We start from the raw sequence: 19559 nt of genomic DNA, 5'->3' as shown, positions 1-19559 counted from the left end.
ACACGAACCGCCGTTGCTGATGCAACCAATTAACTCTCCGATGTTCCAAATCCAGTCAAATGCAGGCCAAATACCTAATAAATCAGGATAATCAGTCAATTTTCCTGCTGTTTTTTTGGTCAGACGAGGGTCGCGCCACACGTCATGCCTCAAACAATTTCCTTGTGTGAAGGGCGCGGCTGGCACAGGATTCCTTTTATTTCCGATCAGAAGCGGACCCTGGAATGCCGGCCATTGACTTGCCATTTGACGCGATCGAATACGCCCGCCGGCTGTCGTTGGTCCGCGCGGAAATGGATGCGCGCGGTCTGCACGCGCTGTTCGTGACGGACCCGTCCAACCAGGCGTGGCTGACCGGATACGATGGCTGGTCTTTCTACGTGCATCAGGGGGTCATCGTCCTGCCGGACGACGATCCGATCTGGTGGGGCAGAAACCAGGACACCAACGGCGCCCTGCGCACCGTCTGGATGGGACAGAACAGTGTCTTTGGCTATGCGGATCACTATGTACAGGCGGTCGATCTGCATCCGATGCAGGATCTTGCGGACAGGCTCAAGGGTCTCGGGCTAGAAACCGGGATGATCGGAGTCGAGACCGACAACTACTATTATTCCGCCAAGGCCCATATCGTTCTGGCCGGGTCGCTGCCCGGCGTGCAGCTGGTCGATGCGACGGCCTTGGTCAACTGGCAGCGCTGCATCAAGTCCGCGCCGGAGCTGGCCTATATGCGCAATGCCGCGAAGATCTCGGAGCGGATCATCGACGGGCTGCTGGAGCGGGTGGAACCGGGCGTGCCCAAGAACGAAATCGTGGCGGAGATCTACCGCGATGCGCTGCGCGGGGTTGAAGGTGTCTGGGGCGATTATCCGGCGATCGTGCCGCTGTTGCCGTCGGGCGCGGACGCCGCCGCACCGCACCTGACCTGGGACGGGCGGCCCTTTGCCAGCGGAGAGGCCACGTTTTTCGAAATTTCGGGCTGCTATCGCCGCTACCATGCGCCGTTGTGCCGAACGCTGTTTCTGGGCGAGCCGCCGGATTTCCTGAAACGCGCCGAGGCGGCGCTGGTCGAAGGATTGGAGGCGGGGCTGGACAAGGCGCGCGCGGGCAATCGCGCCTGCGACGTGGCAAATGCGCTGGCCGCCCCGCTGGAGAGGGCGGGCATCGAACGCGGGGCGCGCTGCGGCTATCCGATCGGGCTGAGCTATCCGCCCGATTGGGGCGAGCGGACGATTTCCCTGCGTGCGGAGGATGAAAGCGTGCTGGAGCCCGATATGACGTTTCATTTCATGCCCGGCCTGTGGATGCAGGATTGGGGGTTGGAAATAACCGAAAGCATCCGCATACGCGCCGATGGACCCGCAGAGACATTCTGCAACCGTCCCCGCCAGATGTTCGTCAAGCCGTGACCGCGCTGGAGGACACGGTCGACCTGCTGGATCGTCTCGTGTCCTACCCGACGATTTCAACTGACAGCAACGTCGACATGATCGGCGATCTGGCCGAATATCTGGCCGGTCTGGGCGCGCGGGGCGAGGTTTTTGCCGACGAGAGCGGCACCAAGGCCAACCTGTTCGCGACGCTGGGGCCGGAGGGGCCGGGAGGCATACTGCTGTCGGGGCATTCCGATGTCGTTCCGGTCGCCGATCAGGACTGGACCAGCGAGCCTTTCGTGCTGCGCCGCGAGGGGGACAAGCTTTTCGGGCGCGGCACCTGTGACATGAAGGGATTCATCGCCGCCAGCCTGGTGATGGCGCGGCGCTATGCGGATCTGTCGCTGACCCGCCCGGTGCATTTCGCCTTTACCCATGACGAGGAAACCGGCTGCATCGGGGCACGGGCGTTGGTGCCCGAACTCAAGGCGCGCGGACTGCGCCCCGACATTGCCATCATCGGTGAACCGACGGAAATGCGCGTGATCGAAGGGCACAAGGGCTGTTGTGAATACACCACGCAGTTCAGCGGTCTGGAAGGGCACGGGTCGGACCCGGATGCGGGCGTGAATGCCGTGGAATATGCCGTGCGTTATGTTGGCCGGTTGCTCACGTTGCGCGCGGAATTGATCGCGCGGGCGCCATCGGGCAGCCGATTTCGCCCGGCGCATACCACGTTGAACATCAGGCGCATCGCCGGTGGTGTGGCGCATAACGTGATTGCCGGCCGCGCCGAGGTCGATTGGGAAATGCGCCCAGTACAGCAAATCGACATCGATTTCGTCAAGACCACGCTCGCCGCCTATATCGAGACCGAATTGCTGCCCGCGATGCGCGCGGTCCATCCCGCCGCCGACATCTCCACGCAAACCCTGGGCGAGGTGACGGGCCTTGAGCCGATGGCCGAAAATGCCGCGCGCGATCTTGTGGCGGATCTGACCGGGGCCAACAGCGCGGACGTGGTGCCCTTTGGCACCGAAGCGGGCCTGTTCCAGGAGATGGGGATGGATGTGGTCGTCTGCGGTCCGGGATCGATCGCGCAGGCGCACAAGGCGGATGAGTTCGTCAGCCTCGACCAGTTGCAGCAGTGCCTGACGATGCTTGACCGTCTGGGCGGGCGGCTGGTCTGAGGCAGGCCCGGAGGCCTGCCCCGGCACCCGTTATCCCAGCGGGGAGGGTGCGTCGTGCTGATCCGCGGGCTTCAGAAGATCGCCGTCTTTCAGCGCGGCGTAGGTTTCATCCAAAGCGGTTTTCGCACGGGACATGAACACGTCGATTTCCTCGGGCGTGATGACCAGGGGCGGTGAAATGATCATGCGGTCGCCGACGTGGCGCATCACGAGGTTGTTGGCAAAGCACCGCTCGCGGCACATGAACCCGGCGGTTCCCGTCTGCCCGGCGAACTTGGCGCGCGTCGCCTTGTGAGGCGTCAGCGGCAGCGACGCCATCAGCCCCTTGATGTTCACGCCGCCAACCAGCGGATGATCGGCGAGTTTTTCCAAGCCGGCCCTGAGCGCGGGGCCCGAGACGTTGCGCACGTGGTCGAGTACGTTTTCCTCCTGCAGTATCCGCAGGTTTTCAAGCGCCACAGCGGCGGCAACAGGGTGACCGGAATAGGTGTAGCCGTGGTTGAATTCGCAGGCGTTGATGACCTCGGCCACCTCGTCGCATACGATTGACCCGCCGATGGGCTGATAGCCCGAGCTGAGGCCCTTGGCGATGGTCATGATATGCGGGCGGATGCCCACCGTGGTGCTGCCGAACCAGTTGCCGGTGCGGCCAAAACCGCAGATGACCTCGTCCGCGATCAGCAAGATGCCGTATTTGTCGACGATGCGCTGAATTTCCGGCCAATAGGTATCGGGGGCCACGATCACGCCGCCCGCGCCCTGCACCGGCTCCGCGATAAAGGCGGCAACGTTGTCCGCGCCCAGCTCCAGGATCTTCGCTTCAAGCTCCTGCGCGCGGGCAAGGCCGAAATCCTCGGGCGTCATATCGCCGCCTTCGGCCCACCAGTCAGGCTGGTTGATGTGATGGATGCCGGGGATGGGCAGGCCACCCTGTTCATGCATGTAGGTCATGCCGCCCAACGATCCCGACCCCATGGACGACCCGTGATAGGCGTTCTTGCGGCTGATCACATGCGACCGCTGCGGCTGGCCCTTTTCGGCCCAGTAGGTGCGGACCATGCGCAGGTTGGTATCGTTCGCCTCTGACCCCGATCCGGCAAAGAACACGTGGTTCAACCCTTCGGGCGCCAGTTTTGCCAGCTCCGACGCCAGCGCGATGGCGGGCACATGGCTTGTCATGAAGAAGGTGTTGTAGAACGGCAGTTCCATCATCTGCCGCGATGCGACCTCGGCCATTTCGGGGCGGCCATAGCCGATGTTGACGCACCAAAGACCCGCCATGCCGTCAAGGATCTCGTTGCCCTCGCTGTCGGTCAGGTACACGCCCTTGGCCCGCGTGATGATGCGCGCGCCCTTGGCGCTCAGCTCGTCGTTCGTGGTGAAGGGGTGCATGTGGTGCGCCGCGTCCAGCGCCTGAAGCTCTGCCGTGGGCATGTGATTGGTGATCGAGGTCATGAGATACCTTTCAGGATCGGTAAAAGTCGGGGCACTGGGCCATTCAGGTCAGGATATGATCAAATTATCCGCTGTCAATCGAATCGCATCGCCGCTGCGGAGGGGTCCAGCGCGGCAAGAATCTGTCGCATCCCCTGACTGACGTCCTCGGCCACGGCAAGCGCAGCGGCTTGCGGATCGCGGTCGATCAGCGCGGTCATCAGATCGGCGTGTTTGTCCGGCAGGTTCTGCGTGCCATACCGCCCGCAGACCACCCGCAGCGACGGCCCGAAGCGCAGCCAGAGCCGGTCTACCGTAGCCGCCAGAATGGGCGCTTCTGCGCTGGCGTAGAGGATGGTGTGAAAGCGGTAGTTATGGGTCAGATACCCCGGAATATCGCCGCGATCTATGGCGATGTTCAGGGCGTCGTCCTGATCGCGCAAGAGGCCAAGCGCATCGCCGTCAATACGTTTCGCGGCCAGTCGCGCAAGCTGCGGCTCAAGCGTTTGTCGCATGAATTCAAGTTGTTCGATGCAGCCTGGTGTAAGCACGGGAACGCTGACGCGACGATTGCCCTGCATGGTCAGCGCCCCATCGGAAATCAGCCGACGGATCGCTTCGCGCACCGGCGTCATGCCGGCGCCCATTTCTTGCGTGAGCCCCTGGATGGTGACAGCCTGACCGGGCACCAGATCACCAAAGAGCATCCGCGTGCGCAACTGCTCATAGACCGACTGATGGGCGGGAAGTTTGCCGCCTTCAATCGGGTCGTCCGGTGCTGGATTTCTGAGCATTTGCATCGCGTCTCCCTTGGATTCCGTGGCATTGGCGCGACCGGTGCGGTCGGTCCCTTGCGTGTGGCCCCGGTGCGTGAAACCATAAATCATCTTGCCGAAAGAGGCAAAACTTGATCAAATTCGTTCAGACCGGAAAAATCCGGCTACCACCTACCGGGAGACACACATGAAATACCTTATGCTGAGCAGCGCCGCTGCCGTGCTGATCGCAAGCCAGGCCACCGCCGAGGAAGTGCGGGTCTATAACTGGTCCGACTATATCGACGAAAGTCTGCTGGAGAAGTTCGAGGCCGAAACCGGCATCGACCTTGTCTATGACGTCTTTGACAGCAACGAAGTGCTGGAGACCAAGATGCTGGCCGGTGGGTCGGGCTATGACGTGGTCGTGCCGTCGGGCACCTTCCTGCAGCGCCAGATCACCGCGGGCGCATTTCAAAAGCTCGACCGCGACAAGCTGCCCAACATGGACAACATGTGGGATGTCGTGACATCGCGCACGGAGCAGTATGACCCCGAAAACGCCTATTCGATCAATTACATGTGGGGAACCACGGGCATTGGCGTGAACGTCGGCAAGGTACAGGAGATCCTTGGCGAGGATGCCCCGATCGACAGTTGGAGCCTGGTGTTCGATCCGGCAAACATGGAAAAGCTGGCGGAATGCGGCGTGCATTTCCTCGACGCGCCGGCAGAGATGATTCCCGCCGCGCTGAATTACATCGGCGAAGACCCCGACAGCCACGATCCGGACGTGATCGCCAAGGCGGAAGGCGTGTTCATGCCGGTCCGTCCCTATATCCAGAAATTCCACAGCTCGGAATACATCAACGCGCTGGCCAATGGCGACATCTGTGTCGCGGTGGGTTGGTCCGGTGACATCCTGCAGGCACGCGACCGCGCGGCCGAGGCCGACAACGGGGTCGAGATTGCCTATAACGCGCCGAACGAGGGTGCGCAGATGTGGTTCGACCAGATGGCGATTCCGGTGGATGCGCCCAACCCCGAGGCCGCGCATGTCTTTTTGAACTTCATCATGGATGCGCAGAACATGGCGGCGGCATCGAACTACGTCTATTACGCCAACGGCAACAAGGCGAGCCAGGAATACCTGGTCGAGGACGTGATCGGCGATCCGGCAATCTATCCCAGCGAGGCGACGCTGGAAAACCTGTTCACCACCACGCCCTATCCGCAAAAGGTTCAGCGGGTCGTGACCCGGCTCTGGACCAAGATCAAATCGGGAACCTGATCTGCGCGACGGTACAAAGGCGAGACCGCTTCGGTCTCGCCTTTTTTCGGTTTCCCGTCTTGGGGCGAAGTAAGGACTTATCGTGAACCAGACCGTTTTTGCGCCTTGGGACGACCCCAAGGAAAAACCGCTGATCCGCTTCAAGGGCGTGACCAAGCGATTTGGCGATTTCACGGCCATCGACGATCTGACGCTCGATATCTATGAGCGCGAATTCTTTGCCCTGCTCGGGCCGTCCGGCTGTGGCAAGACGACGATGATGCGCATGCTGGCGGGGTTTGAAAACCCGACCGAAGGCGTGATCGAACTGTCGGGCCAGAACATCGTGCCGGTACCGCCCAACAAGCGGGCGGTGAACATGATGTTCCAGTCCTATGCGCTGTTTCCGCATCTGACGGTCTATGACAATATCGCCTTCGGCCTGCGCCGGGGCGACATGCCGAAACATGACATCGCCGACCGCGTGGACGAGATGCTCAAGCTGACGCGGCTTGAGAAATTCGCCGCACGCAAGCCGCATCAGATTTCCGGAGGCCAGCGCCAGCGGGTCGCCCTTGCGCGCAGCCTGGCCAAGGCGCCCAAGCTGTTGCTGCTGGACGAACCGCTGGGTGCGCTGGATGCGAAATTGCGGCAGGCGACGCAGTTCGAATTGGTGGATATCCAGGAAAAGACCGGGACGACGTTCGTCATCGTGACTCATGACCAGGAAGAAGCGATGACCGTCGCGTCCCGCGTGGCCGTGATGGACGAAGGGCGCATCATGCAGGTGGCGACGCCCGAAAAGATCTATGAAGCGCCCAATTCATCCTATGTCGCGGATTTTATCGGCGACGTGAATATCCTGACCGGAACGGTCAAACCCGCAGGTGAAGGCCTTTACCAGGTTCACTGGTCCGAGGGGCGCGAACCCAACATCGCCGCCAGCGACAAGAATTTCAGCGAGGGGCAGACCTGCCATCTGGCGGTGCGCCCGGAAAAGATCGCGATTTCGGCGGATCGGCCCGCCGACGCGGACAACGCGCTTCAGGGCAAGGTGCTGGACATCGCGTATCTGGGCAATCTCAGCACCTATCACGTTGAATTGCAAAGCGGTAAGGTGATCAAGGCACAGACCGCCAACACCCGCCGCGTGTCGCGTCGCAGCTTTACCTGGGAAGATCCGGTTTGGGTCAGCTGGACCGCCACCGCCGGTGTGCTGCTCGACCGATGAAGCGCGCGGCCCTCATAGCGCTGCCTTACCTCTGGCTGCTGGCGCTGTTTCTGGTGCCCTTCCTCATCGTGCTGAAAATCTCGCTCTCGGATACCGATCTTGCGATTCCGCCCTATACGCCGACGCTTGACCAGGGGTTGCGCGCTTTCATCGACGGGCTCGACTTCGAGAATTTCGCCTTCCTCGCGTCGGATGATCTTTACTGGAAAGCATATCTGAGCAGCCTGCGCATTGCCGCGATCTCTACCGTGCTGACCTTGATGGTGGGCTATCCGGTGGCCTATGCGATGGCCCGCGCGCCGGAAGAATGGCGCGCCACGCTGATGATGCTGGTGATCCTGCCGTTCTGGACCAGTTTTCTCATTCGTGTCTATGCTTGGATGGGTATTCTCAGCGGTGAGGGGTTTCTCAATCAGTTTCTGCTGTGGACCGGCGTGATCGCCGAACCGCTGACGATCCTGAATACCACAACGGCGGTCTATATCGGCATCGTCTATACCTACGTGCCGTTCATGATCCTGCCCATCTATGCGGCGCTTGATCGACTGGACGCGTCGCTTATCGAGGCGGCAGAAGACCTTGGCTGCTCGCGGCTCAAGGCGTTCTGGCTGGTGACGGTGCCGCTGTCCAAGAATGGCATCATTGCGGGATCTTTCCTCGTGTTCATCCCCGCGCTGGGTGAATTCGTGATCCCGTCGCTTCTGGGTGGATCGAAAACGCTTATGATTGGCAAGGTCCTGTGGGAGGAGTTCTTTAACAATCGCGACTGGCCGGTGGCAAGCGCCGTCGCGGTGATCCTGCTGCTGATCCTGATCGTCCCCATCATCCTGTTCCAGCGCAACCAGCAGCGTCAGTCGGAGGCAGATCAATGACCAAGATGAGCTGGTTCAACGTCACCTCGATCACACTGGGCTTTGCGTTCCTGTATCTGCCGATGGTCATTTTGGTGATCTACAGCTTCAACGCGTCGCAACTGGTCACCGTCTGGGCGGGCTTCTCGACCAAATGGTACGCCGAGCTATTGCAGAACGAGGCGTTTCTGGACGCGGCTTGGGTCACGTTGCAGGTTGCGGTGATGTCGTCGACCATCGCGACGCTGCTGGGCACGATGGCCGCCTATGTTCTTGTCCGCAGCGGGCGATTCTGGGGCCGGACGCTCTTTTCCGGCATGATTTATGCGCCGCTGGTGATGCCGGAGGTGATTACCGGCCTGTCGCTGCTGCTGCTGTTCATCGGCATCGGTCTCGACCGGGGGGTTCTGACGATCGTGCTGGCGCATACGACTTTTTCGATGTGCTATGTTTCGGTCGTGGTGTCGTCGCGGCTGATGACCTTTGATCAATCATTGGAAGAAGCCGCGCTTGATCTGGGATGTTCGAGCTTTGACGCCTTTCGCCTCGTCACCCTGCCGATCATTGCACCTGCGGTAATCTCGGGGTGGCTGCTGGCCTTCACCCTGTCGCTTGACGATCTGGTGATCGCGTCCTTTACGGCGGGGCCGTCGGCCACGACGCTGCCGATCAAGATCTTCTCGGCCGTGCGGTTGGGCGTCTCGCCCGAGATCAACGCGCTGTCGACGATCATGATCGCGATCGTGGCGGTGGGCGTGATCAGCGCCTCTTTGGTCTCAAAGCGCAACAGCCTGCGGATTCAGCGCGACGAACAGGCCGCCGCGCGCGCCGCATGAGGCGCATCTTTTCCGAGTACGCCTATGGCGCTGGTCCCCGGTCGGGGTGTTGGTGGGACGAAACCTGCGATCTGCCGAAAGGCGCGGCCCTGCAGGGTGCGCATCGCGCCGATGTCGCGATCGTCGGGGCGGGGTTCACCGGCCTGTCGGCGGCATTGCATCTGGCACAGGCGGGCGCGCGCGTCGCGGTGGTCGAGGCGCAGGCGCCCGGTTGGGGTGCATCGGGGCGAAACGGCGGGTTTTGTTGCCTGGGCGGTGGAATGCTGAGCGATGACGCGCTCGACCGCCGCGTCGGGCGCGCGGGCCGGCTGGAGTATCGCCAGGCAGAGCAGGCGGCCGTGACGCTGGTCGGAGATCTGATCGACACGCATCGCATCGAAGCGGACCGCCATTCGAACGGTGAAACCACGCTGGCGCATCGTCCGTCGGATATGGACGACCTGGAAAGGCATGCCGCAACCGTCACGGAAAACTACGGTATCACGCCGACGCTGATCGCGGCGCGCGATCTGCGCGACCAGGGGATGGCGGGCCCGTTTCACGGGGCACTGACCGTCCCCGTCGGTTTTGGCCTGAACCCGCGCAAATATCTGTCCGGCCTGCTGAGCGCCGCCACTGCCGCAGGCGCGCAGATTCATCAGCACAGCCCGGTGCGCGGCCTGGTCCGGGTCGGGCGGCACCATGCCGTGCAAACCGACGGCGGAACGGTGGCCGCCGATCAGGTCGTGATTGCGACCAACGGGTATTCGAGCGAAGATCTGCCGGATTGGCTGGCGGGTCGGTACATGCCGGGGCAGTCCAACGTGATGGTGACCCGACCGCTGAGCGAGGCGGAGGTCTCGGCCTCCGGGTGGTCGAGTGCTCAGATGGCCTATGACACGCGGCATCTGCTGCATTATTTCCGTCTGATGCCGGACCGGAGGTTCCTGTTCGGGATGCGCGGCGGTTTGATGACCGGACCGTCGGCAGAACGGCGGGCGCGGGCGCGCATCCGCCGCGATTTCGATGCCATGTTTCCCGCTTGGGCGCATGTCGACGTGCACCATAACTGGTCCGGCATGGTCTGCCTTGCGCGCGACAGGCTGCCCTTTGTCGGGGCCGTGCCGGATGCGCCGGGCCTGTGGGCCGGCCTGTGCTATCATGGCAACGGCGTTGCAATGGGGACATACAGCGGCGCAATCCTGGCGGATCTGGCGCAAGGCAAGACCCCGATGAGACCTTATCCCGCAGCTATGCAAAGGCCCCTGACGCGCTTTCCGTTGGGGCGCGCGCGGCGGGCGATCATGCCGCTGGTCTATGCGGGTTTGACGCTGGCTGACCGTTGACCGTCAATACCCCGCGCCGCGCAGCGCGCTGATTTCGCTGGCGCGAACCGGGCTGCCGCCGGCCAGGATCAACAGGGTGTCGCCATCTGTTTTCCGGGCCTCGGTCACCGTTGCATATGTGTCTGCCGCAGTCGTGGCGATCACGTCGCCATTGGCGTGGCTTTCGACCGCAAAGCTATAGCGCCCTGAGGGTATCGGCGTGCCATCACCCCTCAAACCTGTCCAGTCAACAGGCTCGGACGAGACGGCGATTTGCTGGCGGTGCACATCCGCGCCAGCGGCGTCGCGCACAACCAGAAAGGCGGCGTCGGCGGTGCGCGAGGGTTCCGGCAGAACCGTGATCGGGGCACCGTCGAACTGCACCGGGGCACTCGTGCGCGCCTCCATCCCAATCCAGCTTGCCATCTGCGCCATGTTCCCGGCGCCAAGCTGCGCGGTCAGCGCGGTCAGAAGGTCGTTGGACAGAACCTGCTGCTCGACCATGGAAAACTGCGCCAATTGCGCGGCGTACTCGGACGAATCAATCGGTTCCAACGGATCCTGGTATTTCGCCTGGGCGGTCAGCATCTGCAAAAATGTCTCGAAGTCCGAAGAGAGCACGGCTTCGGCCTGTTGATCCTTGGTGCCAGCGGCGGGGAGGGTCGGCGCAAGTGTGGCAGAATACGCGGAAAGGGGTGAAATATCCATCGGTATGGTCCTTACAAACGAAGATCGAGCCCATCGGCGGGGCCAAGTGAAAGGGAATGCGCGGCAATGGCGGGCTGAGAGGGCACGTCTTTGTCCCCTTCGGCGCGAGGACCGTCTCGCTCGGGGGTGTCGGGGTCATCACCTCTTTGGCCACCCGCGAAGGAAAACGCGATATTGTCGAATCCTAGGTCCTGAAATTCGCGGTTCAGCTGGTCGATGTGGCGGCGCATCAGATCGAGCGTGTCGGCCCGCTCCGCAACGATGGTCACTGTTATTCCGGCGTCGTGCGTGGCCAGGGTCATGCGCACACGGCCCAGTTCCTCGGGGTTGAGCGTAAGTTCCACGGGACGATCGGGTAGGCGGTGCAAGGCATCCGCCATCTGTCGCGCGACAAGGACCGGTGTCTCGGGTCGTGCGAGAACAGGTAGCGTTGCCGGAGAGGCGTTGGCACGAAGCTCAACGGGCAGGCCGGGATCTGACGATGGGCGCAGGAACTCCGACGGGTCGAAATGGCTTTGATCCACGACGGACAGTCGGTGGTTCGTAACAGCGGTTGCCGGTGTGGCGGAGCGCAGCCCCCCGGCGGCAGACGGCCCAAAAGAAGCGACCGGTGCCGCGGGTATCGCCGCTACCGGTGGCAAATTCGCTGCCGGCATAGACCGGGATCCCCAACCCTCTTCCGAGTCACGCGCGGAGCGCTGGCTGCCTGGCGGTGCGTTGGGCGGTGCAGCGGAGACCGCTGAGGAATCGTCATGCGCCCCGCGAAGTGGATTGCTTTGCGCGACAGGCACATCCGTTCTGGTCGAATTGACAGCATCGAACCGGTGCGGACGAGCCAAAGGGTCGGCGGCTTGCGCCTCGGGGCGGGAAGACCGCGGAATGTCTGCAGAGATGTCGGGTGAGGGCCCGGATCTGCGGACCGTCTGCAACGCTGCCTGGATCGCCTGGCTGACCGGGGCCCCGTGGGTTGCGGCCGTGACGCGTGGGCCGTGGGTTTGTCGGGTGTCGATTGACTCGGCATGCCGCTGCTGGCCCGTCCGGGTCCGGAATCCAGGTTGCTGCGATTCTGCCGCGATAGGCGGCAGCGGGGGTGCTTCTCTCCCGGGCCTTGATCGCACGTCATCGGACATGATTTCGGTGCCCGACCCGCACCCGGGGGGTGATCCGTCTTGTTGATCCGTTTCTATGCCCTTCGGCGACAAGTCACTGGTTTCTTCCGTCTCTTCGGTCTCGATAGATGCGGTCTCTGCCGGGCCCTGCGTCTCGGGCGTGTCGGTGTCGTCGGCCCCGGAGGGTTTATCCGCCTTGGAATGCCGGTCACGACCCGACGCGACCCCTGACCGCAATGTGTCCTCGGATACTGCGTAAGCAGCATCAAAACTCGGGCCGGGGGCCTTTTCCGTGAGCGACCCGGTTTGCGGGCGGTCCGCGTCTGGTCCCCGTGTCAGGGCCGGAAAGGGGAATGGTGTGGCTTGCACGCGCTGTCTCCTCGGATTTCTTCCGCATTTCACGTCACGTATGACCGCCTTTGGTTACTGCATCTTTACCGATTGGGGGCATGGTCGAAAAAAATGAGCTGCAATTGAAGGACCGCACCATGATCCAGATCCCGCCAAACGCGTCGCCGGCGACACCAGCCGCCTTGCGACCCGCCGACACGGACAGTGCGCTTCGCGATGCGGCCCGGTCGCTCGAGGCGACCTTTCTTGCCGAAATGCTGAAATCCGCAGGTTTCGGCGAAGCGCGCGACAGTTTCGGCGGCGGTGCGGGAGAGGATCAGTTCGCATCCTTCATGGTGCAGGAACACGCGACGCAAATCGTCCGTGCGGGCGGTATCGGCCTGGCGGAATCGTTGTACCTGGCCCTGAAGGAGCGGCAAAATGACTGATGACACCTTTGAGACGACATTGGGGGCGCTGAATGATCTGCTCGACGCAGAACGCGCCGCGGTGATCGCAGGTGACCTGGACCAGATCGCGCGCCTGTCGGCCCGCAAGGAAAACCTGATCGACGCTTTGGCGGTGCTGGAGACACTCGATCATGAGGCGTTGGCCCTTGTCAGCGGCAAGGTCGCGCGCAACCAGGTGCTTTTGGACAGGGCGCTGGAAGGTATTCGAAGCGTCGCACGCAGGCTGGACGCGCTGCGACGGGTGCGAATGTCACTGGAGACATACGACGACAGGGGCGCCAAGCGCAGCATCGACATTGTTCATGACACATCCGTGGAAAAGCGCGCCTGACGGGATTTATGTCAAATGCGCGCGACTCGATCGGCGGGGCTTAGCATTGCATTAGGCATTGCATGGTCATGGTGGCGATGCATCCGAGGTCGGATGGCGCATCGTCTGGAACACGGTCGATTGCATTGGTCAGAACGGCACCTTTGCCGGCTTCGCGAAACGCGGGCCCGGCACTAACTGACGCAAAGCGTCTTTGATCAAAGGACTATGTTCATGTCGAGCATTCTTACAAACAACAGCGCGATGGTCGCTCTGCAAACCCTGAAATCCATCAACTCCGATCTGGCCAAGACGCAGACCTCGATCTCGACCGGCAAGGACATTGCCGGGGCCAAGGACAACTCGGCGATCTGGGCCATTTCCAAGGTGATGGAATCCGATGTCAGCGGCTTCAAATCCGTTGCGGGGTCGCTGTCTCTGGGCGAAAGCACGGTGTCGGTCGCCCTGGCCGGGGCCGAGCAGATCACCAATGTTCTGAACGAGATCAAGGAAAAGGTCGTCACGGCCACGGGTGAAAACGTGGACTACACCAAGTTGACCGCGGACGTGACCGAACTGACCGCGCAGGTGACTTCGATCATCAGCGCATCGCAGTTCAACGGGATGAACCTGCTCAATGACGATGGCGTTGACCTGACTGTTCTGTCGTCGATTGATCGCGACAACACCGGGGCGGTCACGGCTTCGAACATCACCGTATCGTCGGTTGATTTCACCACCGGGCTGACGGGCACAACAGGGGTTCTCGATGACATTGACGTGTCTTCGTCGACAGCTGCTGAAACGTCGATTGCCGCGATCGAAGCGCATATCCAGACTGCCGTGGACGGGGCCGCCGCGCTTGGTGCGTCCTCGAAGCGGATCACGGACCAGAGCATGTTCGTGGGCAAGGTGATGGACGCATTCAAATCCGGTATCGGTTCGTTGGTCGATGCGGATATGGAAGCGGCTTCGGCCAGGTTGCAGGCCTTGCAGACCCAGCAGCAGTTGGGTGTTCAGGCACTGTCGATTGCCAACCAGGCGCCGCAGACGATCCTGTCGCTGTTCCGGTAAACTGAACGCCGGGGGCGCGTTTGACCGCGCCCCCGGCATTTCGTCTTCTCGCGAATACTTCCCAGCAAAGGTTTACCTGTGAACGCATTTTCAATGGCTCAGCGCGCCTATGCGCCAACGGCGGCTCCGACGAGAACGGCGCGCAGCGCGGAATATGATGTCATCGCGCGCATCACCTTCCGGCTCAAGCGTGCCGCAGAGTGTAAGGACCACGGCGCACTTGTCGCGGCGCTGCACGAAAACCGGATGCTCTGGACCACATTGGCCGCGGATGTCGCTGATCCTGACAATCTGCTTCCCGCCGAGTTGCGCGCCAAGATTTTCTACCTTGCGGAGTTTACCCATCATCACACCAGCCTGGTTCTGAGGGATCATGTGTCGGCTGTTCCGCTGCTGGAGGTCAACACGGCGATCCTGCGCGGGTTGAAGCAGGAAGGAGCAGGCCAATGACCGGACTGGTCCTCAAGCTGAGCCCGAAGGAACGGATCCTGATCAACGGTGCCGTGATCGAAAATGGTGATCGCCGCAGTCGTTTGTCAATCATGTCGCCAGAAGCGAATATTCTGCGACTGCGGGACGCCATACACCCCGAGGACGCCAAGACCCCCGTGCGGCGCGTCTGTTTCGCAATGCAGCTGGTCCTGTCCGGCGACACCGATCCCAAGGATGCGCATCTGCCATTGCTGCGCCAGGTCGAAGAGTTGAGCCAGGTGTTCACCGATGCGGACAGCCGCGCGCATCTGCTGGAGGCGACCCAGTCGCTGATCGCAGGGCAGCATTACCGTGCGATGAAGGCGTTGCGTGCACTGATGCCGCGCGAAGACCGCCTGATCGCGGCGCGGCCGCAATAATGTTCACACCGGTCATTCCATTCTCCGGACTTGCCGGCTGGCGCTTCTTGCAGCGGACATACGACACGCAGTTCGAAGCGTTGAACACCTCCGCACAACAGCAACGGGCCACCGACTACTTCACCGAGAATATCGCCAAGGTCACCTCGGCGGAAGATCTGGTTTCGGACCGTCGGCTTTTGGAAGTCGCGCTGGGCGCCTTCGGGCTTCAGGATGATATCAACAACCGTTTCTTCATTCAGAAAATCCTCGAAGAAGGCACGGTCGGGGATGACACCCTGGCAAATCGGTTTGCCGATCCGCGCTATGCCGAGCTGTCGCGCGCCTTCGGTTTTGGCGCGAAAGAGCTTACCCAGGTCAGGATCAGCACCTTTGCGCCTGACATCATCGCCAAATACCAGGCGAACAGTTTCGAAATCGCGGCCGGCGCGCAGGATGAAACAATGCGCGTGGCGCTTTATGCGGAACGTGAACTGTCTCAGGTCGCGGCCCTGGATGCCAGCAACGACACCAAGTGGTTTACGGTCATGGGCCAGCCGCCGCTGCGTGCGCTGTTCGAAAAAGCGTTGAACCTGCCCAAGGCCTTCGGTCAGATCGACATTGACCAGCAGCTTACGGTCTTTAAGGAACGGGCGCGCGAGGTGTTCGGATCGGACGATCTGAGCACGTTCAGCGACCCCGCTCAGGTGCAGGATGTGATCACCCAATACATTGCACGCGCGCAGATCGACAGCCTTGGAACCGGCGCGTCATCGACCTCTATCGCGCTGATGCTATTGCAGTCCTGATCGCGCTTTTGGCCGCTTTTTTTTTACCGCAGTTGGATCCGGGCAACGGCCGATCCGCTGTCTAATATCATGTCACATCGCGACCCGACCGCGCCATGCGACCGGCGGTCATCGACCCGCTTTTGGCCCGCCGCAGGATAAGGTCGAGTTGGTTGAAACTGTTGTCGATGTTCTGCGTCTCCATGCGAGCAAGGTAGGCGTCGAGCTCGGGCCAGAGCGCAATCGCCTGATCGACCTCGGGATCGCTGCCCGAGGCATAAAGGCCCGCCCTGATCATTACCGCGTTTCGATCGAAGGCGGAAAGGATGCGCCGCGTCTGTGACAACAGCGCATTTTCGGACGGCGTCGCAGCCGCAGGCAGGCTGCGTGACACTGAGCGCAACACGTCGATGGCCGGAAAGCGCCCGCGCTCGGCGATTTCGCGGTCCATGACCACATGGCCGTCAAGCACGCCGCGCAGGATATCGGCGACCGGTTCGTCCATGTCCGACCCGGCAACGAGAACGCTGAAAACGCCCGTGATGTCGCCCTGCCCGCACCGGCCTGGCCCGGCGCGTTCACACAGCGCCATGATCTGATGCGCGGTTGACGGAGGATACCCGCGCAAAACCGGCGCCTCGCCCGCGGCGACGGCCACTTCGCGGTGCGCCTCGGCGAAACGCGTGATCGAGTCGGCGAGGAACAGAACCGACTTTCCCTGATCGCGAAAATGCTCTGCCACCGCCATCGCGGTCCAGGCACAGCGGCGACGGATCAGCGGCGATTGATCCGACGTCGCGGCGACGACGACCGCACGGCGCAGCCCGTCGGGGCCCAGCACCTCTTCGATGAAGTGACGCAATTCGCGACCGCGTTCACCCACCAGCGCGATCACGACGACGTCGGCCTGCATGTGTTTCGCAAGATGGCCCAGCAGGCTGCTTTTGCCGACGCCAGACCCCGCGAAAAGCCCCATTCGCTGACCTTGAACGATTGGCAGCAGGGTATTCGTCACCGCCATCCCGGTATTCAGCCGCTGTCCCAGCGCCCGTCGGGCAGCAGCGGGGGGAGGGTCCGCGCGCAGCGGGCGTGCCACAGGACCGCGCAGCAAAGGCTTGCCGTCCAAGGGGCGCCCCGACGGGTCGATGACGCGCCCGATCCACGTGTCGGAGGGAGCGATCATTCCGGGCGCCATCAGGGTTGCGCGATCCCCGAGCGCCACACCATCCGGTGCCGCATCGGGCAACAAGACCAGGTGATCGCCGTCCAGTTGCAGGACCTCACCCGTCAGGGGGCCGTCCTGGCGCTGGATACAGGCCAGATCGCCGATGCGCGCCTGGCCGGCGAGGCCCGCGATATGAACGACGCCAGCACCCACCCGCATGACGCGGCCGACGGCGTTGACCGGCGTCAGTGTGGCTATCCCGGCCAGCAGGCCGTCGAGGTGGGGAAGATCGGTCATGGCAATCCTTCTGGTGTCGCTCACCGTTTTTAAAGGAATCACAGTTAAGCCTTGATGAAACCGCACGAGGGAGAAGCCCGGATGTTTGAAAATCTAGATATCTTTAAGATGTCGTCCGCCATGGCCGTTCACGCCGGCCAGAAACAGGCCGTCATTTCGATGAATGTCGCGAACGCGGACACGCCCGGATACCGGTCGCAGGATGTGCCGGGCTTTTCCGCCAGCTATCGCGCCCAGGCCGGGACGGCCGATGCGTCGCAGTTGAGAACGACCCGCGCGCGTCACCTGACCGCATCATCGCAAGGCGCGATGACGATTGCGGTAACGGACCGCAGCGGCGAAGCGTCGCCCGACGGCAACACCGTTTCGCTTGAGACCGAGATGCGCAAATCCATCGACGCCAAACGCCAGCACGACCGCGCCCTCGCCATCTATAAATCCGCGCTGAGCACCCTGCGCAGCAGCCTTGGCCGATAGGACCTGAACCGAATGAGCGATTTTTCGAACGCCCTCAGCGTGTCCGCCAGCGGATTGAAGGCACAGGCGACGCGCCTGCGACACCTGTCAGAGAACATATCGAACGCGGACACACCGGGATATCGCCGCAAGACAGTGGCGTTCGAGACCGCCTTGGGTGCCGGGCGCGGCATCAGCATGGTTGAAACCGGTCCCGTCCGATTGGACAGGTCCGAGTTGGAACAGGTCTTTGATCCGTCGCACCCGATGGCCGACGGTACGGGCCACTATCAAGGCACGAATGTCGATCTGCTGATTGAACTGGCCGACGCGCGCGAGGCGCAGCGCAGCTATGAGGCCAACCTCAAGATGTTCGAGCAGACCCGCAAGATGTCGGGCGGGCTTCTGGACCTCTTGCGGCGATAATCATCCCGAATTTCAACAATGGCGGCGATGCGTTCGCCCCCCCTTCTCTCAAAGGAGATCCAGAATGGATATGCAAGCGGTCAGCGCGATACAGAAATACGCGGCTTCGCGCCCGGCGACGGAACCCGATGCGGGCAAACCTTCGCTTGGCACGGCCTTCGGTGGGTTTGCGATGGATTTCGCCCAAACGCTCGCTCACAGCGAGGCGACCGCCAAGGCATCGATGATAGGCGGAGCCGATCCGCACGCCCTGGTGCAGGCGCTGGCGCAAACCGAACTGGCGGTCGAGGCTGCGGTCACCGTGCGCAACAAGGTCGTCGAGGCATACCAGGAAATTCTGCGGATGCCGGTCTGACATGCTGACTGAAGTCCTGTTTTTCGACACCTTGCGGCAGGGCCTGTGGGTCGCCGTTCTGGTCTCGATTCCCATCCTCACCGCGGCCCTGATCACGGGTGTGTCCATCGGCCTTGTGCAGGCGCTGACCTCGGTTCAGGAAATGACGCTGACATTCGTGCCCAAGCTGGCCGCGATCGTTCTCGTGTTCTGGATGTCTATGGGCTTCATGACTCAGACGCTGGTGTCCTTCTTTCACAACCGCATCATCCCGATGATCATCGGAGGATAAAGCATGGAAAATGCAGGCTATACAACGCTGACCCGACAGTCGGGCCTGATGCGTGAAATGCGCGTCGTGGCCAATAATATCGCCAACGCGGCGACCACTGGCTACCGACAGGAAGGCGTGATCTTCTCTGAATATGTCCAGCGGATCGAAGGCGGGGCATCTTTGTCGATGGGACAGGGCAACGTGCGCAATACCGCCTTCGATCAGGGCGCGCTGACCCAGACCGGCGGCACCTTCGACTTCGCGATCGAGGGCGACGCATTCTTCCTGGTGGAGACGCCCGGCGGTCCGCGCTTGACGCGCGCGGGTGCCTTTTCGCCCAGCGCCAACGGCGATCTCGTTACCTATGATGGATATCGGGTGCTGGATGCAGGCGGCGCACCGGTGTTCGTGCCGCCGGGCGCGACCGACCTGTCGGTCTCCTCTGACGGCACGATCAGCAGCGGCGGTACGCCCCTGGGTCAACTGGGCCTGGTGGAGCCGATCATTCCCGGCGACCTGGTCCGCGAAGATGGCGTGATGTTTCGCTCCGACGCCGGCTACGAGCCTTCGGAGATCGCACGCGTTCTCCAGGGTTCGGTCGAAAATTCGAACGTCAACGCCATTGGCCAGATCGCGCGCATGATCGAAGTGCAGCGTGCCTATGAAATGGGCCAAAGCTTTCTCGAAACCGAAGATGAGCGGGTGCGTCAGGCCCTGAAGGCGTTGAGCCAGTAACCCCCGCCC

23 protein-coding genes are annotated in these 19559 nt (G+C 62.1%); 18 read left to right on the top strand and 5 right to left on the bottom strand.

Features of this window, described 5'->3' with window-relative positions; genetic code table 11:
* Positions 1-224: 224 nt before the first annotated feature.
* On the top strand, positions 225-1409 hold the full coding sequence (locus tag FDT80_RS09625; protein WP_138662070.1) for a M24 family metallopeptidase: 1185 nt from the start codon (positions 225-227) through the stop codon (positions 1407-1409).
* Positions 1406-2563 carry an acetylornithine deacetylase gene (gene argE / locus FDT80_RS09620; protein WP_138662069.1) on the top strand — a complete coding sequence of 386 codons (1158 nt, stop codon included), beginning with the start codon at positions 1406-1408 and terminating at the stop codon, positions 2561-2563. The genes FDT80_RS09625 and argE overlap by 4 nt, the downstream gene beginning before the upstream one ends.
* Before the next feature lie 30 nt (positions 2564-2593).
* Here argE and FDT80_RS09615 read toward each other — a convergent pair whose 3' ends face one another.
* Together FDT80_RS09615 and FDT80_RS09610 are read right to left on the bottom strand one after the other, a co-directional pair.
* Positions 2594-4018, bottom strand: coding sequence for an aspartate aminotransferase family protein (locus tag FDT80_RS09615; RefSeq protein WP_138662068.1), 1425 nt, complete (start codon positions 4016-4018; stop codon positions 2594-2596).
* Between the two features lie 74 nt (positions 4019-4092).
* Positions 4093-4797 (bottom strand): GntR family transcriptional regulator, encoded by a 705-nt coding sequence (locus tag FDT80_RS09610; protein ID WP_138662067.1) that lies wholly within the window; start codon positions 4795-4797, stop codon positions 4093-4095.
* Positions 4798-4960: 163 nt separating this feature from the next.
* Here FDT80_RS09610 and FDT80_RS09605 point away from each other — a divergent pair, with 163 nt between their 5' ends.
* The 5 genes from FDT80_RS09605 to FDT80_RS09585 all read left to right on the top strand — a co-directional run bounded on the left by FDT80_RS09605 (position 4961) and on the right by FDT80_RS09585 (position 10265).
* On the top strand, positions 4961-6043 hold the full coding sequence (locus FDT80_RS09605) for a polyamine ABC transporter substrate-binding protein (protein WP_138662066.1): 1083 nt from the start codon (positions 4961-4963) through the stop codon (positions 6041-6043).
* 82 nt (positions 6044-6125) lie between these two features.
* Positions 6126-7253, top strand: a complete 1128-nt coding sequence (locus FDT80_RS09600; protein WP_138662065.1) for an ABC transporter ATP-binding protein — start codon at positions 6126-6128, stop codon at positions 7251-7253.
* On the top strand, positions 7250-8125 hold the full coding sequence (locus FDT80_RS09595) for an ABC transporter permease subunit (protein WP_138662064.1): 876 nt from the start codon (positions 7250-7252) through the stop codon (positions 8123-8125). Before FDT80_RS09600 ends, FDT80_RS09595 begins: the two co-directional genes overlap by 4 nt.
* On the top strand, positions 8122-8940 hold the full coding sequence (locus tag FDT80_RS09590) for an ABC transporter permease (protein WP_138662063.1): 819 nt from the start codon (positions 8122-8124) through the stop codon (positions 8938-8940). Before FDT80_RS09595 ends, FDT80_RS09590 begins: the two co-directional genes overlap by 4 nt.
* Positions 8937-10265, top strand: coding sequence for an NAD(P)/FAD-dependent oxidoreductase (locus FDT80_RS09585; RefSeq protein WP_138662062.1), 1329 nt, complete (start codon positions 8937-8939; stop codon positions 10263-10265). Before FDT80_RS09590 ends, FDT80_RS09585 begins: the two co-directional genes overlap by 4 nt.
* 3 nt (positions 10266-10268) lie before the next feature.
* Here the strand turns inward: FDT80_RS09585 and FDT80_RS09580 are convergent, their stop codons facing one another.
* The gene (locus FDT80_RS09580) at positions 10269-10952 is read right to left on the bottom strand and encodes a flagellar hook capping FlgD N-terminal domain-containing protein (RefSeq protein ID WP_138662061.1); all 684 of its coding nucleotides are present in this window, start codon (positions 10950-10952) and stop codon (positions 10269-10271) included.
* An 11-nt stretch (positions 10953-10963) separates the two neighbouring features.
* A complete protein-coding gene (gene fliK / locus FDT80_RS18880; protein WP_170311838.1) occupies positions 10964-11296 on the bottom strand; it encodes a flagellar hook-length control protein FliK in 333 nt (110 codons plus the stop codon).
* 1253 nt (positions 11297-12549) lie between these two features.
* Here fliK and FDT80_RS09570 point away from each other — a divergent pair.
* The 6 genes from FDT80_RS09570 (at position 12550) to FDT80_RS09545 (ending at position 15884) form a co-directional block, all read left to right on the top strand.
* Positions 12550-12840, top strand: a complete 291-nt coding sequence (locus tag FDT80_RS09570; RefSeq protein ID WP_138662059.1) for a rod-binding protein — start codon at positions 12550-12552, stop codon at positions 12838-12840.
* Positions 12833-13192: a flagellar protein FlgN gene (locus FDT80_RS09565; protein ID WP_138662058.1), complete on the top strand. Its 360-nt coding sequence runs from the start codon at positions 12833-12835 to the stop codon at positions 13190-13192. The genes FDT80_RS09570 and FDT80_RS09565 overlap by 8 nt, the downstream gene beginning before the upstream one ends.
* 213 nt (positions 13193-13405) lie before the next feature.
* Positions 13406-14245: a flagellin N-terminal helical domain-containing protein gene (locus FDT80_RS09560; protein WP_138662057.1), complete on the top strand. Its 840-nt coding sequence runs from the start codon at positions 13406-13408 to the stop codon at positions 14243-14245.
* A 78-nt stretch (positions 14246-14323) separates the two neighbouring features.
* Positions 14324-14695 carry a flagellar biosynthesis regulator FlaF gene (flaF, locus tag FDT80_RS09555; RefSeq protein WP_138662056.1) on the top strand — a complete coding sequence of 124 codons (372 nt, stop codon included), beginning with the start codon at positions 14324-14326 and terminating at the stop codon, positions 14693-14695.
* Positions 14692-15096, top strand: coding sequence for a flagellar biosynthesis repressor FlbT (gene flbT, locus FDT80_RS09550; protein WP_138662055.1), 405 nt, complete (start codon positions 14692-14694; stop codon positions 15094-15096). Before flaF ends, flbT begins: the two co-directional genes overlap by 4 nt.
* Positions 15096-15884: a DUF1217 domain-containing protein gene (locus FDT80_RS09545; protein WP_138662054.1), complete on the top strand. Its 789-nt coding sequence runs from the start codon at positions 15096-15098 to the stop codon at positions 15882-15884. Before flbT ends, FDT80_RS09545 begins: the two co-directional genes overlap by 1 nt.
* 67 nt (positions 15885-15951) lie before the next feature.
* Here FDT80_RS09545 and FDT80_RS09540 read toward each other — a convergent pair whose 3' ends face one another.
* Entirely contained in the window at positions 15952-17325 is a 1374-nt protein-coding gene (locus FDT80_RS09540) for a FliI/YscN family ATPase (protein WP_138662053.1), read from the bottom strand.
* Between the two features lie 81 nt (positions 17326-17406).
* Here FDT80_RS09540 and FDT80_RS09535 point away from each other — a divergent pair, with 81 nt between their 5' ends.
* The 5 genes from FDT80_RS09535 (at position 17407) to FDT80_RS09515 (ending at position 19550) form a co-directional block, all read left to right on the top strand.
* The gene (locus FDT80_RS09535) at positions 17407-17802 is read left to right on the top strand and encodes a FlgB family protein (protein ID WP_138662052.1); all 396 of its coding nucleotides are present in this window, start codon (positions 17407-17409) and stop codon (positions 17800-17802) included.
* Positions 17803-17814: 12 nt separating this feature from the next.
* Complete coding sequence (gene flgC, locus FDT80_RS09530; protein WP_138662051.1) at positions 17815-18207, top strand: flagellar basal body rod protein FlgC; 393 nt, start codon at positions 17815-17817, stop codon at positions 18205-18207.
* Positions 18208-18271: 64 nt separating this feature from the next.
* On the top strand, positions 18272-18562 hold the full coding sequence (gene fliE / locus FDT80_RS09525) for a flagellar hook-basal body complex protein FliE (RefSeq protein WP_138662050.1): 291 nt from the start codon (positions 18272-18274) through the stop codon (positions 18560-18562).
* Position 18563: 1 nt separating this feature from the next.
* Positions 18564-18833: a flagellar biosynthetic protein FliQ gene (locus tag FDT80_RS09520; RefSeq protein WP_138662049.1), complete on the top strand. Its 270-nt coding sequence runs from the start codon at positions 18564-18566 to the stop codon at positions 18831-18833.
* Between the two features lie 3 nt (positions 18834-18836).
* Positions 18837-19550, top strand: a complete 714-nt coding sequence (locus FDT80_RS09515) for a flagellar hook-basal body complex protein (RefSeq protein ID WP_138662048.1) — start codon at positions 18837-18839, stop codon at positions 19548-19550.
* The last annotated feature ends 9 nt before the right edge of the window (positions 19551-19559 follow it).

Origin of the sequence: Sulfitobacter sabulilitoris, assembly GCF_005887615.1 — a bacterium.
GTDB classification, from domain to species: domain Bacteria; phylum Pseudomonadota; class Alphaproteobacteria; order Rhodobacterales; family Rhodobacteraceae; genus Sulfitobacter_E; species Sulfitobacter_E sabulilitoris.
Note: the sequence above shows the minus strand (reverse complement) of the source record. Positions and strands in the feature narration are given on the sequence as shown.